Raw genomic sequence first — 21,272 nt, forward strand, 5'->3', positions numbered from 1 at the left:
ATTTGACTATTTTTTGAAAATTTTTTTGAAGTATAAAAAAAGCCCCTAGAAAACGAATTTTCTAGAGACTTTCTCTATCAAGTTCAAGAGAGAAGTAGAATTCTCACTTACCAAGGTTCATGTTTCTTCTAAAAAAGCTTAAGCTTTACGTTTTACGAAGAATACCAATCCACTCAATGCTAAGACTACAAATCCAAGCGCAGAAAGGATAGAGGATGCTTCCCCTGTGTTTGGAAGTTCAGCCTTACCTTTAGTCTCCGTAGCTGGAGGCGCTGGTGTTGGATCCTCTTTTTGTCCTGGATCAGTTGGTTCTGTTCCTGGAGTTGGATTTGTCCCTGGATTATTTGGCGTTGGATCTGGTGTTGTTCCTGGAACATTTGGTGTTGGTGTTGGATTATTTGGAGCTGGATTTGGTTCTGGTGTTGGTGTTGGAACAGTGTATTTATTTGTAAATACAACTTCTTTACCATCTGCATATGAGACAGTCGCAGTCAAGAGACCTTGACCATCTGCAACTACAGTGACTGTTACAGTATGCTCAGTCTTATCGTATTCAATACCCTCTTCAGTACCAACTTTTTCAACCAAGGTATAAGTGTAAGTACCTGCTTCTTCAAATGAACGAACAAAGGCTACTTTACCTTCGGCAGTATTCTTAGCTGTAGCTACAACGGCGCCTTTCTCTTTCAATTCGAAAGTATAAGCATCAGCCGCAAGTTCTTTACCTTCAAGTTTCTTAGTTGCTTCAATCGTAGCTTCTACCGCTGGAGCTTTGAAGCTATTCTTGAAGACACTACCTGCTGGGTATTCAACAGTTGCCTTCAAGGCATTTGTTGAAGCATCTTTGGTTACTGTTACCACTGCAGTCTTTTCTGTATCGTAAGTAATACCAGTTGCTCCAGCATTAACTTCTTTTACAGTATAAGTATGAACACCTTCTGCATCATAGTTGATTGCATTAAATCTTACTTTTCCAGCTTGGTTTGTTTTTGTATCAAGTTTTTCTGTACCTTCATACAATTCAAATTGGAATTCACCATCAACCAAAGCACGACCAGTCAATTCTTTCGTAAACTCAAGTGTTGCTGATGTAGCTGTTGGAGCTGGTTCTTTATAAGTGTTAGTGAAGACACGTTCTGTATCTGCATCTTCTACAGTCGCAACCAATTGGCCTTGACCATCATCCGCAACAGTGACGAACACTTCATACGCATTTTGATCATAAGTGATTGTTTTATCGTCACCAGCTTTTTCAGTAATAGTGTAAGCGTAATCGCCTGCTGCTGAGAAAGTGACGTTGAAGACAACTTCTCCTGAGGCAGTATTCTTAGCCGTAGCTACAAGGTCTGAACCTTCTTTCAGTTCAAATGTGTAGGCATCAGCTTCAAGCGCTTTACCTTTCAAGACTTTCTTAGCTTTGATTGTAGCCTGTGCAGGTTCCGCTTTATAGTCATTAACGAAGACCGGTGTTTCACTTGTAACTGTCGCGACAAGTTGACCTGAGCCATTATCTTTCACTTCTACAGTTACTGGATGTTCTGTTTTATCATAAGTTACACCAAGTTTATTGCCAACCTTTTCTGTAATAGTATAGTTATATACTCCTGCTGTTGAATAGCTAATTTCAGAAAAACGAATCAATCCGCCAGCAGCATTCTTTGCTGTCGCAACAACCTTGTCACCCTCTTTCAGTTCAAACTCAAACTCATCTATCTCTAGCTCTTTACCGTTCAAAACTTTTTTAGCTTCAATAGCAATTTTTGCTGGAGCTGCTTTATAAGTGTTGGTGAAGGTTGGGTTGTTACCTGCAACAGTTGCAACAAGTTTTCCTTCCCCGTTATCTGTAACGTTTACTGTCACTTCATGTGTAGCAGTGTCGTATGTCACACCTGCTTCGCTACCTGCTTTTTCTGAGATAGTGTAAGTGTGGTCGCCTGCTTCATTGTATTCGATTTCTTTGAAAGTAACAGTACCGTCTGCAGCGTTTTTAGCTGTCGCAACGACTTTGTCACTTTCTTTTTCTTTAAGTTCAAACTCGTATTTATCAGCTTCAAGTTTTTTACCATCCAAAACTTTAGTAGCTTTGATAATTTCTTTTGCTGGAGCTGCTTTATAGGTATTGGTGAAGGTTGGGTTGTTACCTGTAACAGCTGCAACAAGTTTTCCTTCCCCGTTATCTGTAACGTTTACCTTAACTTCGTGTTTAGCAGTATCGTATGTCACACCTTTTTCACTACCCGCTTTTTCAGTGATAGTGTAAGTGTAATCACCTGCTGTTTCGAACTCAATTTCTTTGAAAGTAACGGTGCCGTCTGCAGCGTTTTTAGCTGTCGCAACGACTTCTTCACCTTTTTTAAGTTCGAATTCGTATTTATCAGCTACAAGTTCTTTACCATTCAAGACTTTCTTAGCTGTGATAGTTTCTTTAGCTGGAGTTGCTTTATAGGTGTTAGTGAAGGTTGGTTCTGCAGATGTGACAGTTGCTGTTAAAACTCCACTTTGGAAAGTTGCTGCTACAGTAACTTCCTTGGCTTCTGTATCAAATGTAACGCCTGCAACTGCTGTTGAAGTGTCCTCTTTGATGATGTAGTGATAAGTTCCCGCGCCTTTTACTTGGAGATTCTCAAAGGTAATAGTCCCATCAGCTTTTGATTTTGCTGTGGCTACAGGATCCTTCAAGTTCTCTGCAGTAAACAGGTTAAAGGTAAACTCATCTGCTTTTGGAAGTTTATCTGCACGTCCTTCTACTACTTTCTTAGCCGTCACATTGAATACAGCTGGAACAGGTTCATCTTTAAGATGAATAGTAGAACCCGCAGCACCGAGTTTGACTGTATACTCTTTTTCATCTAGTTTATAGCCTGATGGAGCAGTCTTCTCTTTGATCTTAAACGTTTTACCTTCCCATTTCTGATCATAAGTTTTCGTAAGCGCTACTCCTTTTTCATTCGTAGTCACTTCTGTTGTTTCACTTGCATCATCTGCTGCTGTCACAGTATATACTGCACCCGAAACTGGAGCAAGAGTGAAGGCATCAGTCTTATGAATCTTAATTTGGTAAGCAGTAGATGCTACAATCGTACCAGAAATCAAAGATGTCGCCTCAGCTGTCATATCAAGTGCTCCCGGACGACTTGTGTTCTGTGCTAATTTAGTCTCGTCAGCCAATGACAGTGCAACCCTATTTCCTACTTTACTTCCATCATTAGGAGTTGTTGTGTTATAAGATACTATATAAGAGGTCGTTCCATCTTTAAAAATGATATCGAATGAAGTATAGTTTTCGTTCCACGAAACGGTATAGTCTTGTCCCTCCGTTAACAATACTGCATCATCTGGAACAGCAGAAGTCCCAACAGTGATATTTGCCTTATACACTTTTAGAGTCTCAGGAATATACTGTGCAGGAGTGTAACTAGTATCATCATTTGGTATAGTATCATGTAATACAATATTTTGTCCTAAGTCTTGTTTCTCTGTATTTACACGTACACGCCAGGTAGACCATGCATCTCCCTTGCTAACCGAACCAATCTCAGCCAGTTTTGGAGAGTTCCAATTTTCAAGGGCAGCACGACCCCCAATTTTAGCATAATTTTCAGTACCAACTTTGGGACCATCGATTGTTTTTGATGAATAAATGTGAGTCACTTCTTGCTTTAATGAGGATGAATTAAAGTTAATGCGGGTTTTATTCTGATCCTTTAAGAATCTAAAAGAAACAGAAAAATTCCCTGACACATCCTTTACCTTATCTCCACCAGTTTTCTCTAGATATTTATCCAAGTTTTTCAAGGTGATTTTTGCTTTCCCACCTTGATCAGTACCATTTGAAGTCACTTCTGCTTCTCCAATAGTAACTTTTGTTGTCGGATCAATTAAATCCTGACTCCCTTCATAAACTGCCATAGGAGCAGGTATATCAAAGGTAAAATAATCTCCATTATTCAGATGTTCATTATACTGTTTGAGATCAAAGGTCACGCGAAGCTTATATGCTAAATTCGTACGAAGCGAGAAATCTCCTTCTGAACTCACATTTTGCTTAGTATCTGAAGCATCTAATAGATCAATGCCTGTAATTACTTGTGTCAATTCTTTTGAAACAGGATTATCTGCTTTAACAATCCCTACCAAAACAGATGCTAGAGCTAAAATAGCAAAAGCTAACGCAGAAAATTTAGAAAGCATGTTTAACGCTTTGCTTTTCGACATTTCTTCTCCTCTTTTCTATATGAAATTTTTATTTCTAATCTCCCTAAGAGATTACATCATACCATTTTGACAACCCCTATCACTAACTAGAGTTTATCTATTATATTATAACATCTCAATACAATCTATTCAAGTTTAATAACTAGAAAATAAGTTTTTATAAGAATTTATTATATTATTCTCCTGAATTTCAACACTTTGTCACCAGAATTAACAAAATTTCTCAGTATTTTTCATATGATATGTCGAAAATTTATCTTTTAGATATAGAAAAAAGCCAGTCATTTTGACTGGCTTTCTTTTCATTCTAATTGAATCTTAGCTCAATGCGTCATCCATTGAAAGAACTTCGTGGAAGACACGTTGTGTCAATTCAGTTTTTTGTTCTGGAGTGAGGTATTTAGTGTTTACACAGTATCCAGAGATACGTACGATAACGTCTTCACCTGACATAATCTTTTCGTAAACATCGTTCAAGTCCATAACGTTCAAGTTAACGTGTTGTCCACCGTTTTCGAAGTAACCATCAAGGATTGTTACCAAGTTATCAACTTGCTCGTCACGAGTCTTACCAAGAGCACGTGGAGAAACTTGAGTTGTCAATGAGATACCGTCAGCTGCGTAACCAAAGTCAAGGCTAGCAAGTGAGTTCAAGTTTTGCAACCATCCACCTTTAGCTTTGTTAGATGGGTTCGCACCTGGTGAGAAGAATTCAAGTTTAGACAAGTTCACAGAACCATCTTCGTTGAGGTATACACCTTTGTGGACTGGTGAGTTACCAGTTTGTTTAGAGTAAGCAACGTTAGATGTGATTGTCAAAAGTGATACAGTAGCTTCTGCGTCTTTGTATAGTTTGTGGCTACGTAGACGAGTTGTATAAGCTTCGATCAACCATTCTGCCAATTCGTTTGAACGTGGGTCATCTTCACCCCAACGTGGGTATTCACCGATTGTTTCGTAATCATAGATGTAGCCATTTTCGTCACGGATTGGTTTAACAGTAGCGTATTTAATCGCTGACAATGTATCAACAGTGTTAGCAAATCCACAGATACCGAATCCCATGTTAGCACGTTGTTTAGTTGGCAAGAAGGCCATTTGAACAGCTTCGTAGTTGTACTTGTCAGTCATGTAGTGGATGATGTTCAAAGCGTCTACGTAAGTGTCAGTCAACCAGTCAAGAGATTTTTCAAAGTTCGCTTTAACTGATTCAAATTCAAGAACTTCGTCACGGATAGGATCGATGTCAAATACTTTGTAGTCTTTGTGAACATCGTCGTAACCACCGTTCAAACCAGTAAGAAGAGCTTTAAGAACGTTTACACGAGCACCGAAGTACTGGATGTTGTGGCGTTGATCTTCGTTTTCTGGGTCAAGTGGTGACACACAGCATGAGATACAGCTCATTTCTCCGTATCCGTCTTTAGCCATTGTTGTTACACCTTCGTATTGGATAGAAGAGTGTTTGTGGCTCATGTGCATACAGTAGCGACGGAAGTTGTAAGGCAATTTGTCAGTCCAAAGAACTGTCAAGTTTGGTTCTGGTGAGTTACCGATGTTGTCAAGAGTGTTCAAGAAACGGTAGTCCATCTTAGTAACACGGTGACGACCGTCGTTACCCATACCAGCCATAGAAGTTGTGATGAAGGTTGGGTCACCTGAGTACAATTGGTCATAAGCTTTTGTACGAGCAAATTTAACTGTACGAAGTTTCATAACGAAATCATCAACGAACTCTTGGATTTCTGATTCAGTAAATGTACCGCGAGCAAGGTCACGTTCTGCAAAGATATCCAATACGATTGGCACACGTCCTAGAGATGTTGCAGCACCGTTGATAACACGGCAGACAGCCATGAAGGCGATGTTAACCCATTGGATTGCTTCTTTCGTGTTCATCGCTGGTTTGCGGACATCAACTCCGTAAAGGTCACCCAAGCGAACAACTTGTTGCAATGCTTGGTATTGAAGGTTTACTTCTTCACGAAGACGGATTGTTTCTTCATCAATTTCTTTGATCGCATTCCAGTCGTTTACTTTTTCTTGCATCAAGTAGTCTGCACCGTAAAGAGCAAGACGTGCGTAAACACCGATGATACGTCCACGTGAGTAGGCATCTGGAAGACCAGTTACAGTGTGAGCGTGACGAGCGCGACGAATGTTTGAAGTGTAGGCACGGAAGATACCGTCGTTAACTGTTGTTACGTATTTAGTGAAGATTTCGTGAACAGCTGGATCTGGTTCATATCCATTTTCCTTCAAAGTAGTTTCAGCCATACGGATACCACCTTTTGGCATGAAGTTTAATTTGAAGAGTTCATCATTTTGGATACCAAAGATCACCTCGTTTTCTTTGTCGATAAATCCAGCAGGAATATCAGCAATAGATGTTGGACGAGTGTCCATTGGGAAACGAGTTTCTTCGTAGTGTGCTTTTGTTTCTTCTACGATTTTTTTGATGTGAAGTGAACGTTCTGTTGGTCCAGCAAGGAAACTTTCATCTCCATCATAAGGTGTGTAGTTAGCTTGAACAAAGCGAGAAATACTTGCTTTTTCTTTCCAATCTACGCCTTTGAAGCCTTCCCAAGCTTTATCAAAAATGTCTTGTGCTTCAACAACTGTCTTAACAACCATGTTAATGTCCTCTTTTTTCTAGTAACAGTCATCTGTTACATTCTTGAGACAAGTATACCATACAGTAACCGATTTCAACAAGAGAAAATCAGCATTTTAGACGCTTTCTTTTATAATACAGTCTCTTTTTTGTTCTTATCTGTATTATATTTTTGAAAGTCAGGTTGAACTTTCCCATTTTTTCAGAAAAAAGGGTATAATAAATAGAAAATGACACTAGAAAGGGATTGGAATGCTCATATTTCCATTGATAAATGATCTGTCCAGAAAAATCATCCATATCGACATGGATGCCTTTTTTGCTGCGGTGGAAATAAGAGATAATCCCAAGTTAAAGGGCAAACCTGTCATTATCGGAAGCGATCCCAGACAAACAGGTGGGCGTGGTGTCGTTTCTACCTGTAGCTATGAGGCACGAACTTTTGGTGTTCATTCAGCCATGAGCTCTAAAGAAGCTTATGAGCGCTGTCCCCAAGCTGTCTTTATCTCTGGAAATTATGAAAAGTATAAGACTGTGGGACTTGAGATTCGTGCTATTTTTAAACGCTACACTGATTTGATTGAACCTATGAGTATCGACGAGGCATACTTAGATGTGACGGAAAATAAACTCGGTATCAAGTCTGCAGTCAAAATAGCCCGCCTCATCCAACAAGATATCTGGCAGGAGCTACACCTGACTGCTTCTGCAGGTGTTTCCTATAACAAATTCTTAGCTAAAATGGCTAGTGACTATCAAAAACCACATGGTTTGACAGTGATTCTCCCAGATCAAGCCCAAGACTTCCTCAAACAAATGGACATTGCTAAATTTCATGGCGTGGGCAAAAAAACAGTTGAACGCCTTCATGAAATGGGCATTTATACTGGTGCAGACTTATTGGATGTCTCAGAAGTCACTTTAATCGATCGGTTCGGCAGACTCGGTTATGAGCTTTATCGAAAGGCAAGGGGCATTCATAACTCACCGGTCAAGTCCGATCGCATTCGTAAGTCCATTGGCAAGGAAAAAACCTATGGAAAGATTCTGCAAGTAGAAGAAGACATCAAAAAAGAGCTGACTCTACTCTCTGAAAAGGTAGCTCTCAATCTCAGCACGCAGGACAAAGCTGGAAAAATCATTATCCTAAAAATACGATATGCTGACTTCTCTACTCTAACTAGACGAAAAAGCCTCCCACAAGCAACACAGGACGCTAGTCAGATTTCTCAAACTGCCCTTCAACTCTACGAAGAACTAGCTGAAAAAGAAAAAGGTATCCGTTTACTAGGAATTACAGTGACAGGATTTTAAATCCTTGAGGGGACTCATTGGTTTAAATAAAATGAGGTTGGAACAAAAGTGTTTCAGCCTCATTCTGTTTTAAAAATAATTTTTAAATCGTGATAGCTAACCACTAAAACAATCTGAGGTACTTTCTTAAATTGCTGACCAACATTCAGCAGGCTGTATTAGTATGATTCACCTTTTAGACTCTAATAATTCCTAATTCAAGAAAGCCTCTTCCTCTTATTCCTCTCTCTTTTATTAGAAAACTGAATGCTTTTGAGAAGTATAGTTTAGTTTGATGTCCTACCGCATTTGTACTAGGATATATACTATAATTTTCAAGTAACATTCCCACGCATATACTTGGACTACAATATTTTTTGACAGTTTATTAATGAAAAGGGGCAGTTGGTTTTAAGTAAGTATTATTTCCAGCACTTAAAACTAAAAATGTGAGATAGATTTCAAATAGTTCCTAGTAAAAAACTTTTTCTCATAAGTGGTAGGTGTTGACACCTTCATTTTTATTTGTTAAACTAGAAAATATAAAAATACCGTCTGGTCGGTTTTTAAAAGAAAGGACTTAACATGAAAAAAACTATGCTAGAAAAAACAATCGATTCTATTGCAAAACAAAATCAACGAGTACGTCATCACGAAACCATTCAAAAGCAAATAAAAAAGCAAATAAAACTGTTTGATCGATTATCACAAGGAGAGAGTGGTATCCGACTTTCTCGTTTGGGAGTGAAATGTGGGTATGCTACAATCACTGGTGGGCTCATCACTACTTTGTTTAGTCCTCGGAATGGTTTAGGAATAATGGCCATCGGTGGGATTTCAGTTCTCTCAAACTTGTATCACATCAAACGTATAGAAGCAAAATTAAAAAAGTAGAGTGGTTTTCTTAAGAAGGAGGCTTGTTAGACGCTCAAATATTACCTTTTCTTCTTTTTTTGATAAAATAAATTTAATAAAACAGAGAGAAGGAACTCAATGGTCGCAAAAACAGAAAAATCTCAAGCAATGATTGAAAAAATTTTATCAACAGCTTCACAGCTTTTTATTCACAACGGCTATGAAAAAACAAGTGTACAAAACATAGCGCAAACAGCTAGCATTTCAAAAGGAGCCATTTATCACCATTTTCAATCAAAAGATGAAATTCTTTTTGCAGTTTTAAAACAGCGTTATCAATTGATGGAAAAGGAATTGGTAGACTGGCTTGAATCCACCAGTCATTTAACTGGAAGAGAGCAGCTCAAAGAAATCTTTCAGTTTAGTTTAAAAAGTCAGAAAACTAACTACGAAATGTTGAATCACGCGCCTCTTGATGCGGAGTTCATGTTGACTATTATCCGTTACAATCTGCGTATAGGAACTCCCCTTATTGCAGATATTATAAAAAAAGGAATAGAAGATCAGTCCATCCAACCCATCCCCTTCCCTAATGAAGCAGCCGAGACAATCTTGCTTTTGACTAACTTTTGGGTAGAAGGGAGTATTTTTGAAAATTCTTCCGAAAAAATAGTTGATCGTATCTATTTTTTACAATTTATGCTTCAATCCATCGGCTTAGATATTTTTGATGAATATTTGATCCAAGAAATTTTAAGTCAATCAAATTAAATACAATCTTTTGTTTACTTTTAAAACCGTAGACAAACGTTGGGCAAGGCGACATAATAAGGTAATATAAAATAAACTAAACGATTATAAAAAATAGGATAGTTCCCCAAATGTTTTTTTGGCGAACTATCCTATTTTATTCTATTTTCAACTTATACAAATAAACGCACAAAACTATAGAGCAGCAAGACACTACCGAGTACAATACGGTATTTACCAAAGAGTGTAAAGTCGTGCTTCTTCACATAGCTGGTCAAGAAACGAATGGCAACCATGCTGACTGCGAAGGCAACACCCATAGCTACCAAGAGCAAGAACAGTTGTCCAAAACTCAAGAGTTGACCTGCTTTAATAAATTTGAAAATCTTTAAAGCGCTGGCTCCGAACATAACAGGAATTCCGAGATAGAAGGTGAACTCTGTTACGACTGAGCGGCTTGTTCCATTCAACAAACCACCAACGATCGTCGCACCTGAACGGCTCGTTCCTGGAAAGAGGGCGAGGACTTGGAAGAGCCCAATGTAAAGGGCTGTTTTATAGGGCAACTTGTCTAGCTCTGTCACTGTTGGTTCAATGGCTTGCGCCTTATTTCGTTTTTCAAGGTAGATAAAGGCAACACCATAGATAATCAACATGATTGCAACTGAAACCATGTTATGAAAGTTAACATCAAACCAATCATCTAATTTAAAAACCAATAGCAAAGGCAAGGTCGCAACGAAGACTTTTGACCACAATTGCCAAGTTCTACGAACTTCTACCTTAGTTTTACCAGGTTTGAAAGGGTTAAGCTTGTTAAAGTAAATGACCATAACTGCTAAAATGGCACCAAGCTGAATGACAACATTAAACATGGACATGAAGGCTTCATTCTGGTCCTTGTATTGTACAAATTCTTCAACCAAGATCAAGTGGCCAGTACTTGAAATGGGCAACCATTCCGTAATTCCTTCAACAATCCCAAAAAAGATTGACTTCAAAATTTCAATAAAATACATACATTACTCCTTTTTCTGTCCTCTATTATAACATAATTTCAGATGTTGCGATAGATTTTTTAGAAGGCGCCGATGCTACCACCGCCTCCGCCTCCTGAGAATCCTCCACCTGAAGAACCACTTCCAGAAGATACAGAGTAATTGCTAGCTGTATTTGCGACAGCAGTATATTGCTTGATTTGTGCAGTTGAGGTGTAGAACTGTGAGTGCCAACCATAGGCTACATAAAGATTCAAATCTGGATTTTCAAGCTGAATATGGCGAACTTTCATTAACTTACTCACCTTCTTGGCATAACCAAAGAGAGTCGCATAGACCAGTAGACGGTTCCAAAGGACGATGCTCTCTAGCTCGGCCTGATCCAGATGAGCGATGTCGCGAAGCATATTTTCAAAACTCGTCCAGAGATAGAAGATTTCTGCTCCTTCCTCAGTTAGAACTCCATCGCGATAGGCTCCTCGCGTGGCAAGGTAAACCCAGAAACTAGCCCCTAATCCTGTCAATCCTAAGAGTAGAAATGGGATCGAAAAGAAACCATGTGTTTTCCAGCTATAGTAAAAGAATAGCAGTCCACCTAGAGCTGTTATGGCTGAACAGACCCGCATCCCGAGAGCAAGGCGGCGTTCCTCGCTTGTCAAGGGACGATAGTAGCTTGGGATACGAAGTACATGGACCTTATCCTTGACACAAGACTGTATGCGTTGAAGTCTTCCTTCAAAGGAGCGTTTGAGACGCGAGCCTGTTTCTCGGATATGTTTTTCATCTGACTCTTTGGCACCACGGTAAAGGGAAGATGAAACTTGGTAATCAGGGAAGAGCTCTGAAATAGCCAATTCTTTCTTATTTGACAAAGTCATGCGCAGACATTCCTTCTCAAAATTGGACAAACCCTTTTCACTGATAATGCGCACATAAGGTTCTTCATCCCCTTGGAAAATAGATAAATGGCCTCGATCTACTAAATCCAACAAGGTTGCCTGAATCAAACGTTCAAAAGTAAATTTACCAAACCCTGATTTGTTTAGGGGATTGACTTCCTCTAAGGAAGTTGAATACACTGCTTCTGCTAAAACCATTGGAGGCAAATCCATCGGTGGTTCGTAGAGTCGATGATCTTTTGGAAAGACCTTTTTAATGCTTGTACTCTGACGAAACATCCTATAGAAGAGAGGAACTAAAAGTAAGAGGCTCATAAAAATGACAGGAAACATCCATTTCATCAAAATCTCACTTTGCGCTTTTTCTGTCGCTATATTGCTTTCAATCCGGTTAAAATCGGTTAAACGTTCTTCCTCTAATCCTTGATCTGGAGCTTCTGCAAAAGCACTTCTCGGCCAGTAAGCATGTAATTCGATTTGACTCTTTCTAGGAAGGTCTTTCATTTTGACATGATAGAGATTATTTACTTTTTCAACACTAGAGTCCCTTAGGAGTTGGCCTGCATGAAAATAGAGTTTCTCTGCTGGAGTATCAGAGCTAACCTTAAACTCAATCTCTTTGATGTCTCCAGTACTATCGGTCAAGGGTTGCCAATTTAGCTCTGCGATATCCTTATATAAGAAGAGAAGGTTTGTTAGTTTCCAGGTAACCGTTACACGAACAGTATCTCCAGAATATCCAGCATTGTAAATTTTTACCTTGTAACCGTCCTCTTCCTCCATAGTATAGAAGGAAGCATTTTGAACAATTCTTCCATTTTTAGAGACCTGAACGGTCGGATCGGGATCAATGTCAAAGCCTTCTGGCATTTTCCCAGCTTTCCCTAGCCCAACTAACTGACCATTATAATCATCTCCAAAGCGGTAGGTAATTGTTTCCTTAAAAATTGCAGTATTATCTGCATGAATATTCAAATCCCCCTGATAGGATAAGATATCAAAGTCTACTGCAAAAACCAGGTTCGGTATAAACAATAAATAAGTAAATACCAAAACCAACAGCCATCTTTTTTTCATAATCGGTTCCCTTTCAATCTTTTTACCATTATATCATTTTTTATAAGTAAAGGCTTACTTGTATTGAAAATCTCGCTATTTTTAGATACAATAGAGTGAGTCATTTTTAGACTAGAAATAGGAGAAAACATGAAAAAATTATGCTTATCTATCCTTGCTAGCCTAGCCCTTACCTTAGGACTAGTTAGCCAAGTCCAAGCCGACGAATATTTACGCATCGGAATGGAGGCAGCTTACGCTCCCTTCAACTGGACCCAAGACGACGATAGTAACGGCGCCGTCAAAATCGACGGTACCAACCAATATGCCAACGGCTACGATGTTCAAATTGCTAAAAAGATTGCCAAAGACCTTGGTAAGGAACCTTTGGTTGTGAAAACCAAATGGGAAGGACTTGTTCCAGCCCTTACTTCTGGCAAAATCGATATGATCATTGCCGGTATGAGCCCAACCGCTGAACGCAAACAAGAAATTGCTTTTTCAAGCAGTTACTATACTAGCGAACCGGTTCTATTGGTCAAAAAGGACTCTGCCTATGCGAATGCCAACTCTTTGGAGGACTTTAGCGGGGCAAAAATCACGTCTCAACAAGGTGTTTACCTTTATGACCTGATTTCCCAAATTCCAGGTGCCAAAAAAGAAACAGCTATGGGTGACTTCGCCCAAATGCGTCAAGCTCTGGAGGCCGGTGTTATTGATGCCTATGTTTCTGAACGACCTGAAGCAATGACCGCTGAGTCTGCTAACGCTAAGTTCAAAATGATCCAACCCCAACCGGGTTTCAAAACTGGCGAAGAAGATACAGCTATTGCCATTGGACTTCGTAAAGATGATAGTCGCATCAGCCAAATCAATGCCAGTATCGAAACCATCTCTAAGGATGAGCAAGTAGCCCTCATGGATCGTATGATCAAAGAGCAACCTGTGGAGTCTACAACAACTGAGGAAGAAAGTAGTTTCTTTAGCCAAGTTGCTAAGATCCTTTCTGAAAACTGGCAACAACTCTTGCGTGGTGCTGGTATCACACTCCTAATCTCCATTATCGGAACCATCACAGGTCTCCTTATCGGACTTGCAATCGGGGTCTTCCGTACCGCTCCACTATCTGAGAACAAGGCAATGTACGCCCTACAGAAATTAGTCGGTTGGATTCTCAATGTCTATATCGAGATCTTCCGTGGTACACCGATGATTGTTCAATCCATGGTTATCTACTATGGAACTGCCCAAGCTTTCGGTATCAATCTTGACCGCACACTAGCTGCTATCTTCATCGTCTCAATCAACACGGGTGCCTACATGACAGAGATCGTTCGTGGTGGTATTCTAGCAGTTGACAAAGGACAGTTTGAAGCTGCAACTGCTCTCGGTATGACCCACAATCAAACCATGCGTAAGATTGTCCTACCTCAGGTTGTCCGTAATATTCTACCTGCTACTGGTAATGAATTTGTCATCAATATCAAAGATACCTCTGTATTGAACGTTATTTCAGTTGTTGAGCTTTATTTCTCAGGAAATACTGTAGCAACACAAACCTATCAATACTTCCAGACCTTTACCATCATCGCCGTGATCTACTTTGTCCTCACCTTTACTGTGACCCGTATCCTACGCTTCATCGAACGTCGTATGGACATGGATACTTACACTACAGGTGCTAACCAAATGCAAACGGAGGATTTGAAAAAATGACACAACCAATCCTTGAAATCAAACACCTCAAAAAATCATATGGGCAAAACGAAGTGCTAAAAGACATTTCTCTCGCCGTCCATAAAGGAGAGGTTATTTCCATCATCGGGAGCTCAGGAAGCGGAAAATCAACCTTCCTTCGTTCGATTAATTTACTAGAAACACCTACAGAGGGAGAGATTCTCTATCGAGGAGAAAATGTCTTAGAAAAAGGCTATAACCTCACCCATTATCGTGAAAAACTCGGTATGGTTTTCCAATCTTTCAATCTCTTTGAAAATCTGAATGTCCTTGAAAATACAATCGTCGCCCAAACGACTGTACTCAAACGCGACCACTCTGAAGCTGAAAAAATTGCCAAAGAGAATCTCGAAAAAGTCGGTATGGGAGAACGTTACTGGCAAGCTAAGCCCAAACAACTCTCAGGGGGACAAAAACAACGCGTGGCTATCGCCCGCGCTCTCTCCATGAATCCTGATGCCATTCTCTTCGACGAACCAACATCTGCCCTTGACCCAGAAATGGTCGGAGAAGTTCTCAAAATTATGCAGGATTTGGCTCAAGAAGGCTTGACCATGATCGTCGTAACCCACGAGATGGAGTTCGCTCGCGATGTCTCTCACCGTGTCATCTTTATGGATAAGGGTGTCATTGCTGAAGAAGGCAAACCAGAAGAACTCTTCACGAACCCTAAAGAAGAACGGACAAAAGAATTTCTTCAACGCTATCTCAGCTAATAAACAAAGACTGCATAAAGAATGCAGTCTTTTTAGTTTGTAATTGTAAAGAAAAGGCAGACTCGAATCAGGAATCTGCCTGTGACCACAGTTTAATCTTCAAATTTTTCATGATTTTTTTCATAGAAATCGATTAAACCAAGAGCTGTTTCAAATGAAATATTTTTAACTTTTGCGCGTCCTTGTGCTAGAGCAATGATAGACATTTCACGCGCATTCGTTTCTTTAGAGATACGGTAGCCTGTGATTTTCTTATCACGAACCCAGCCAACAACTGCTTCTACTTTTTCAAAGTTCGACTTAGCCATGTTCTTCTCCTAAATTATTCTTTACAATACTTAATTGTATACGTTTTTATTTCGTTTGTCAATAAAAAAACATATATTCGTCGTAACTATATTATTCTGCATATTTTTATTTGGCTTTTAAAGCCGATAATATATGAGTTCTTATGTCCTCGACTCCATTAGGATTTGCTGGTAGGAAGATTGTATTATTACCCTCTTTATCTGCAAAATTATTCAACGTATCTAAATACTGGTTCGTTAATAGGATAGACATGATTTGTTCTTCAGTTAGCTCAACATTGGCTCCCTTTAACTCTTGGATAGAATCAGCTAGTCCGTCAACAATTGCTTTACGCTGCTCTGCAATCCCTACACCATGTAGGCGATCTTTTTCTGCTTCAGCTTCTGCTGCGGTCACGATTTTAATCTTATCTGCTTCAGCAAGCTCTTGCGCCGCAACTCTCTTACGTTGAGCCGCGTTAATTTCATTCATTGATTGTTTTACTTCAGCATCAGGTTCAACCTTAGTAATCAGCGTTTTGACAATGATATACCCATACGTAGACATTTCTTCCGCCACTTGTTTTTGAACTTCTAAGGCGATTTCATCCTTCTTCTCAAACAACTCATCTAGGGTTAACTTTGGTACAGATGAACGCAAAGCATCTTCAATATAGGATTTAATTTGGGCTTCTGGACGCATCAATTTATAATAGGCATCTGTGACATTGTTTTCATTTACTCGATACTGAGTTGCCACATTCATCGTTACAAATACATTATCTTGCGTCTTTGTCTCTACAACAATCTCACTTTGCAACAAGCGTAGTTGAACTCTTGCCGCAATCCTATCAATTCCAAAAGGAGCTCGTAAATGAATACCACTATTGCTCAATTTTTGGTATTTACCAAAGCGTTCTATGATAGCGACAGATTGTTGTCGAACCACATACACAGAACTAACCATAATCACTGATGCAATCACCACTAAAAACAATAAAACAAGTAAAATTTGTAAAACCATGGGAATCTCCCCCTTTCGTCACCCTCATTATAGCACCATCATTACCATTACGCAAATAATATGATAATAATTTTATTTTAGCTTAAACTAGCATATTGTACAACGTTTCGTTCCCATTCAAATTAATATAAGATGGGTCAAACTTTTCCATCCGATGAATCAATCCAGCATAATCATGCTTATTGGCAAGGGCTACCCCAATCAAGACAGGGCCTGTCCCCTTGCTTGCTCGTTTGATATATTCAAAACGAGTGATGTCATCATTTGGCCCCAAAATGTCATTTACAAACTCTCGTAGAGCTCCTGGACGTTGTGGGAAATTCACTACAAAGTAATGCTTGATTCCATCGTAAATCAAGGCACGTTCTTCCATCTCTGGCATGCGGTTGATATCGTTATTCCCCCCAGAAATGATACAACAAATCGTCTTGCCTTTGATATAGTCTGATAAAACTTCCAAGGCTGCAACGCTGGCAGCTCCGGCTGGTTCTGCTACAATACCTTGCTTAGAATAAAGATCAATCAAGGTTTCAGAAATCAATCCCTCGTCCACCCCAATCAGCGTTTCAACATTCTTTCGGGTTGCTTCATAGGTTAATTGCCCAACCTTCTGTACGGCTATCCCATCAGCGAACTTATCAATTTCTTTGAGCTTAACTGGTCCTCCAGCTTCAAAGGCAGCCTTCATAGAGCGAGCTCCATTGGCTTCTACCCCAATCACTTCAATGGTCGGGTTGGTTTCCTTGATGTAAGTTGAAACACCGGCAATCAATCCGCCACCACCTACTGGTACAAGTACTGTATCAAAATCAATAGACTCTTTACGGGCTTCTTCAAGAATTTCATAGGCTACCGTCCCTTGACCAGCCTGAACATGCGCATCATCAAAAGGATCGATAAAGGTGCGGTTTTCTGTCAATGTAAATTCTTGTGCTGCCTTAGCAGAAGCATCAAAGGTATCCCCAACCAACTTGATTGTCACGAACTCTCCACCGAAAAAGCGAACCTGCCCAATCTTTTGTTGCGGTGTTGTGATGGGCATAAAAATGGTTGCAGGAATCTTCATCTCATTACAAGTATAGGCGACACCTTGGGCATGATTTCCCGCAGAGGCACAGACTACACCACGCTCGCGTTCTTCTTTTGATAGTTGAGAAATGGCATAATAGGCTCCACGAATTTTAAAAGAGCGAACTCGTTGCGCATTCTCCTTTTTGAGATAAATCTTTGCTTGGTATTTTTCTGATAAATAATGATCATATTCTAGTGGTGTATCAACTACTACACCACTCAAAACTTTGTGGGCTTTCACCACATCTTTTGCACTTAGCATTGTCTCCTCCTCAAATACTTTTCAAGATAAAAAACGAGTTAGGTACCCCCAACTCGCCTTCTGTCTCTCTTTACAAGAATTAATTGTAGATTTTGAATGCGTCGTCGTCGTTTTTACCAACGAAAGGCATTGCTTTACGCAATTCTGCACCAACTTTTTCAATTTCAAGGTTAGCTGCTTGTTCACGGTAAGCAGTTAATTTTGGACGACCAGCCTTGTAGTCATTTACAAAGTCATTTGCAAATTTACCATTTTGGATATCTGCCAAAACAGCTTTCATGTTTTCTTTAACTTGCTCAGTAATCACACGTGGACCTGATACATAGTCACCGTATTCAGCAGTGTTTGAAATAGATTGACGCATTTTCTTGAATCCACCTTCATAGATCAAGTCAACGATCAATTTCATTTCGTGAAGAACTTCAAAGTAAGCCAATTCTGGGGCATAGCCTGCTTCTGTCAAGACTTCAAAACCTGCTTCGATAAGGGCAGTCAAACCACCACAAAGTACGGCTTGTTCACCAAACAAATCTTCTTCAGTTTCTTCTTTGTAAGTTGTTTCAAGCAAACCAACACGAGCTGCCCCAACACCTTTACACCAGTCCATCGCAATGTTTTTCGCATTTCCAGTTGCATCTTGGTAAACTGCGTAAAGAGCTGGTACACCAAATCCTTCTTCGTAAGTACGACGTACCAAGTGTCCTGGTCCTTTAGGAGCACACATGAAGACATCGACATCTGCAGGAACTTTGATAAATTCAAAGTGGATATTGAAACCATGAGCAAATCCAACTGCATTTCCAGCTTCCAAGTTTGGAGCGATTTCTGCTTCGTACAATTCTTGTTGGATTTCGTCTGGTGCCAAGATCATGATAACGTCAGCCAATTTAGTTGCTTCTGCTACTGTGTAAGTGTCAAAACCATCTTCTTTTGCTTTGTCAAAAGATTTACCTGGACGCACACCGATGATGACATCACGACCTGAATCACGCAAGTTTTGCGCATGCGCATGTCCTTGTGAACCATAACCGATTACGGCGATTTTTTTACCGTCAAGCGCTGCTACTTTAACATCTTTTTCGTATTCCATTTGAACTGCCATAGTTTTTCTCTCTTTTCTATTTTTATTGCCTTATAGGCTGGTTAAACAAATTTATGCTGGATTTTATACTCATTGAAAATCAAAGAGTATTAGTCGCGGGTAAATCCAGTTGCACCCGTACGAGCGATATTTTTAATACCGTATGGTCGAATCACTCGCAATAAAGCTTCACTCTTTTCAGCATTTCCCGTCATCTGGATGGTGATTGAGCTTGGAGCCACATCTACTACCGTTGCACGGAAAGGTTGGATAATAGCCAAGATTTCTGCACGCTTCTCAGCAGGAGCAGATACCTTCACCAAGATAACTTCTCTTTCCAAGTGTGGTTTATCTGTGATATCACGAATGCGAATCACATCAATTTGACGATTGAGCTGTTTAATGATTTGCTCTACTTCATCATGAGAAACTACATCAATAATGATGGTGATGCGAGATACATTGGGGTTCTCTGTCGCACCAACTGAGATACTCTCAATATTGACTTGACGACGAGAAAGGACACCTGTAAAACGATTCAAAACTCCTGAACGGTTTTGCAATCTAGCTGTTAACATTCTACGCATGGAACTTCACCCCCAACATCTCATGATTGCTCTTACCAGCTGGTACCATCGGTAAGACCTGTTCCTTACGAGAAATATCCACCTCGATAAACATGGGCACATCCTCCAGAATGACTTCTAGATCCTTCTCTATCGTCTCTGGATTATCAAATTTATAGTTTTTGATGCCGTAAGCCTGTGCCATCAACTGGAAGTCAGGAAGGGTATCAAAGACTGACTCGGAAGTTCTACCCTCATAGAAGGATTCCTGCCACTGACGAACCATTCCTAGTGAGTGGTTATTCAACATGACAACCTTAATCGGCACCTTGTAGATGTTTAGGATAGCTAGTTCTTGGTTGGTCATTTGGAAGCCACCATCACCAACAAAAAGGATAACCTCTTTTTCTGGATTGGCAATCTTGGCTCCAATAGCTGCAGGAACTCCGAACCCCATGGTACCCAAGCCACCTGAAGTGACTAACTGACGCTCATTTTGGTAAGGATAATACTGAGCTGTCCACATTTGGTGTTGCCCTACGTCTGTGACAACAATGGCATCCCCATTTGTCAACTTACCGATGCGTTCAATAACGGCCTGAGGTTGAACCACACGTTCTTTCTTATCATAAGAACGAACTCGATTCTTGTCCTTGGTGACTTTTTCAATCCACTTTTCAGTATTGTTATGAACAGTTGGTTCTGCGAGCAGCATCTGCAAGGCTTTCTTAGCATCCCCCACTACAGGAATATCTGCACTGATAATCTTACCAATCTCAGCTGGGTCAACATCGATATGGGCAACCTTAGCATTCTTCGCGAAGGTCTTAGGGTTCCCAGTCAAGCGGTCATCGAAACGGCAACCAATACTAATCATAAAGTCCGCTTCCGTCATTGCAATGTTAGCTGCGAAAGAACCGTGCATGCCTCCCATCCCTAGGAAGAGCGGATGACTCGTTGCAATGGTACCTTGCCCCAAAAGACTAGTGACTACTGGAATTTGGTAACGTTCAGCAAATTCATTGAGCTCCTTAGAAGCTTCCGCATAGCTGATACCACCGCCTGCTAACAAAACAGGTTTCTTGGCTTTTGACAATTGCTTCAAGATTTTCTTGATTTGCATGTCATTCGGATCAAGCGTCGGTTGGTAACTTGGTAAATTCACCTCTGGTGAATAGATGAAATCTGTCTCTAGAGCTGATACATCCTTTGGCAAGTCAATCACAACAGGACCTGGACGACCTGTCGTTGCGATATGGACAGCTTCCGTAATGATACGAGGAATATCTGCTGTCTCACGAACTTGGTAATTGTACTTGGTAATGGGCATGGTAATCCCCACGATGTCTGCTTCCTGAAAGGCATCTTTCCCAATCCCAGCTCGCGCAACCTGACCTGTAAAGACCAAAAGGGGAACGCTATCGCTCATGGCATCTGCAATCCCTGTAATGGCATTTGTTGCTCCCGGCCCACTCGTGACGACGGCAACGCCCAACTTTCCAGTTGATTTGGCATATCCTTCAGCTTCGTGCAAACAACCTTGCTCATGGCGTCCTAAGATGTGGCGAATACCTTTAAAATTGTATATCGCATCATACAAAGGTAAGACTGCACCACCAGGATAACCAAAAATGGTATCAATCCCTAAGTCCCGAAGTGTTTCCAAAACTAGGTCCGACCCCGTCTTAGGAGATTCTAAACTGATTTTCTCCATTGTTCCCCTTTCTCTTCTCTTAAAAAAATAGCTTGTTACTATCATACCATTTTTTCAAAAATTTTCAAGGCAAAAGAGTCAATTTTCTGAATTTTCTATCTAAAAGTGTATTTATGAATCTTTTCCTCATTTTT

15 protein-coding genes are annotated in these 21,272 nt (G+C 40.1%); 5 read left to right on the forward strand and 10 right to left on the reverse strand.

Annotated features, from left to right (window positions below; all coding sequences use genetic code 11):
- Positions 1 to 138 precede the first annotated feature (138 nt).
- Together D8844_RS09835 and pflB are read right to left on the reverse strand one after the other, a co-directional pair.
- Positions 139 to 4,215 carry a Spy0128 family protein gene (locus tag D8844_RS09835; protein WP_125423768.1) on the reverse strand — a complete coding sequence of 1,359 codons (4,077 nt, stop codon included), beginning with the start codon at positions 4,213 to 4,215 and terminating at the stop codon, positions 139 to 141.
- A gap of 318 nt (positions 4,216 to 4,533) precedes the next feature.
- Positions 4,534 to 6,849, reverse strand: a complete 2,316-nt coding sequence (gene pflB, locus D8844_RS09840; RefSeq protein WP_000260621.1) for a formate C-acetyltransferase — start codon at positions 6,847 to 6,849, stop codon at positions 4,534 to 4,536.
- 232 nt (positions 6,850 to 7,081) lie between these two features.
- Here pflB and dinB point away from each other — a divergent pair, with 232 nt between their 5' ends.
- From dinB to D8844_RS09855, 3 genes are all read left to right on the forward strand, one after another.
- A complete protein-coding gene (dinB, locus tag D8844_RS09845; RefSeq protein WP_125423774.1) occupies positions 7,082 to 8,143 on the forward strand; it encodes a DNA polymerase IV in 1,062 nt (353 codons plus the stop codon).
- A 564-nt stretch (positions 8,144 to 8,707) separates the two neighbouring features.
- Positions 8,708 to 9,016, forward strand: a complete 309-nt coding sequence (locus tag D8844_RS09850; protein WP_125423777.1) for a hypothetical protein — start codon at positions 8,708 to 8,710, stop codon at positions 9,014 to 9,016.
- Positions 9,017 to 9,115: 99 nt separating this feature from the next.
- Complete coding sequence (locus D8844_RS09855) at positions 9,116 to 9,748, forward strand: TetR/AcrR family transcriptional regulator (protein ID WP_125423780.1); 633 nt, start codon at positions 9,116 to 9,118, stop codon at positions 9,746 to 9,748.
- 152 nt (positions 9,749 to 9,900) lie between these two features.
- On the opposite strand, the gene D8844_RS09860 is transcribed toward D8844_RS09855, so the two are convergent.
- Both D8844_RS09860 and D8844_RS09865 read right to left on the reverse strand, forming a co-directional pair.
- Positions 9,901 to 10,746, reverse strand: a complete 846-nt coding sequence (locus tag D8844_RS09860; RefSeq protein WP_000273570.1) for an undecaprenyl-diphosphate phosphatase — start codon at positions 10,744 to 10,746, stop codon at positions 9,901 to 9,903.
- 59 nt (positions 10,747 to 10,805) lie between these two features.
- Complete coding sequence (locus D8844_RS09865; RefSeq protein WP_125423783.1) at positions 10,806 to 12,701, reverse strand: DUF2207 domain-containing protein; 1,896 nt, start codon at positions 12,699 to 12,701, stop codon at positions 10,806 to 10,808.
- Positions 12,702 to 12,830: 129 nt separating this feature from the next.
- Here D8844_RS09865 and D8844_RS09870 point away from each other — a divergent pair, with 129 nt between their 5' ends.
- Positions 12,831 to 14,396 (forward strand): ABC transporter substrate-binding protein/permease, encoded by a 1,566-nt coding sequence (locus D8844_RS09870; RefSeq protein ID WP_049484376.1) that lies wholly within the window; start codon positions 12,831 to 12,833, stop codon positions 14,394 to 14,396.
- Positions 14,393 to 15,133: an amino acid ABC transporter ATP-binding protein gene (locus tag D8844_RS09875; protein ID WP_000193349.1), complete on the forward strand. Its 741-nt coding sequence runs from the start codon at positions 14,393 to 14,395 to the stop codon at positions 15,131 to 15,133. The genes D8844_RS09870 and D8844_RS09875 overlap by 4 nt, the downstream gene beginning before the upstream one ends.
- Positions 15,134 to 15,225: 92 nt before the next feature.
- Here D8844_RS09875 and D8844_RS09880 read toward each other — a convergent pair whose 3' ends face one another.
- The 6 genes from D8844_RS09880 to D8844_RS09905 form a co-directional block, all read right to left on the reverse strand.
- Positions 15,226 to 15,441: a capsule biosynthesis transcriptional regulator gene (locus D8844_RS09880; protein ID WP_001130031.1), complete on the reverse strand. Its 216-nt coding sequence runs from the start codon at positions 15,439 to 15,441 to the stop codon at positions 15,226 to 15,228.
- 106 nt (positions 15,442 to 15,547) lie between these two features.
- Positions 15,548 to 16,444 carry an SPFH domain-containing protein gene (locus tag D8844_RS09885; protein WP_000244062.1) on the reverse strand — a complete coding sequence of 299 codons (897 nt, stop codon included), beginning with the start codon at positions 16,442 to 16,444 and terminating at the stop codon, positions 15,548 to 15,550.
- A gap of 82 nt (positions 16,445 to 16,526) precedes the next feature.
- Entirely contained in the window at positions 16,527 to 17,777 is a 1,251-nt protein-coding gene (gene ilvA, locus D8844_RS09890; protein WP_000947300.1) for a threonine ammonia-lyase IlvA, read from the reverse strand.
- A 79-nt stretch (positions 17,778 to 17,856) separates the two neighbouring features.
- A complete protein-coding gene (ilvC, locus tag D8844_RS09895) occupies positions 17,857 to 18,879 on the reverse strand; it encodes a ketol-acid reductoisomerase (protein ID WP_000290683.1) in 1,023 nt (340 codons plus the stop codon).
- An 89-nt stretch (positions 18,880 to 18,968) separates the two neighbouring features.
- The gene (gene ilvN, locus D8844_RS09900) at positions 18,969 to 19,445 is read right to left on the reverse strand and encodes an acetolactate synthase small subunit (RefSeq protein WP_071851615.1); all 477 of its coding nucleotides are present in this window, start codon (positions 19,443 to 19,445) and stop codon (positions 18,969 to 18,971) included.
- Positions 19,438 to 21,138 (reverse strand): acetolactate synthase large subunit, encoded by a 1,701-nt coding sequence (locus tag D8844_RS09905; RefSeq protein WP_125423786.1) that lies wholly within the window; start codon positions 21,136 to 21,138, stop codon positions 19,438 to 19,440. Before D8844_RS09905 ends, ilvN begins: the two co-directional genes overlap by 8 nt.
- Positions 21,139 to 21,272: the final 134 nt, after the last annotated feature.

The organism is Streptococcus oralis (assembly GCF_003942875.1).
GTDB lineage: Bacteria > Bacillota > Bacilli > Lactobacillales > Streptococcaceae > Streptococcus > Streptococcus oralis_BX.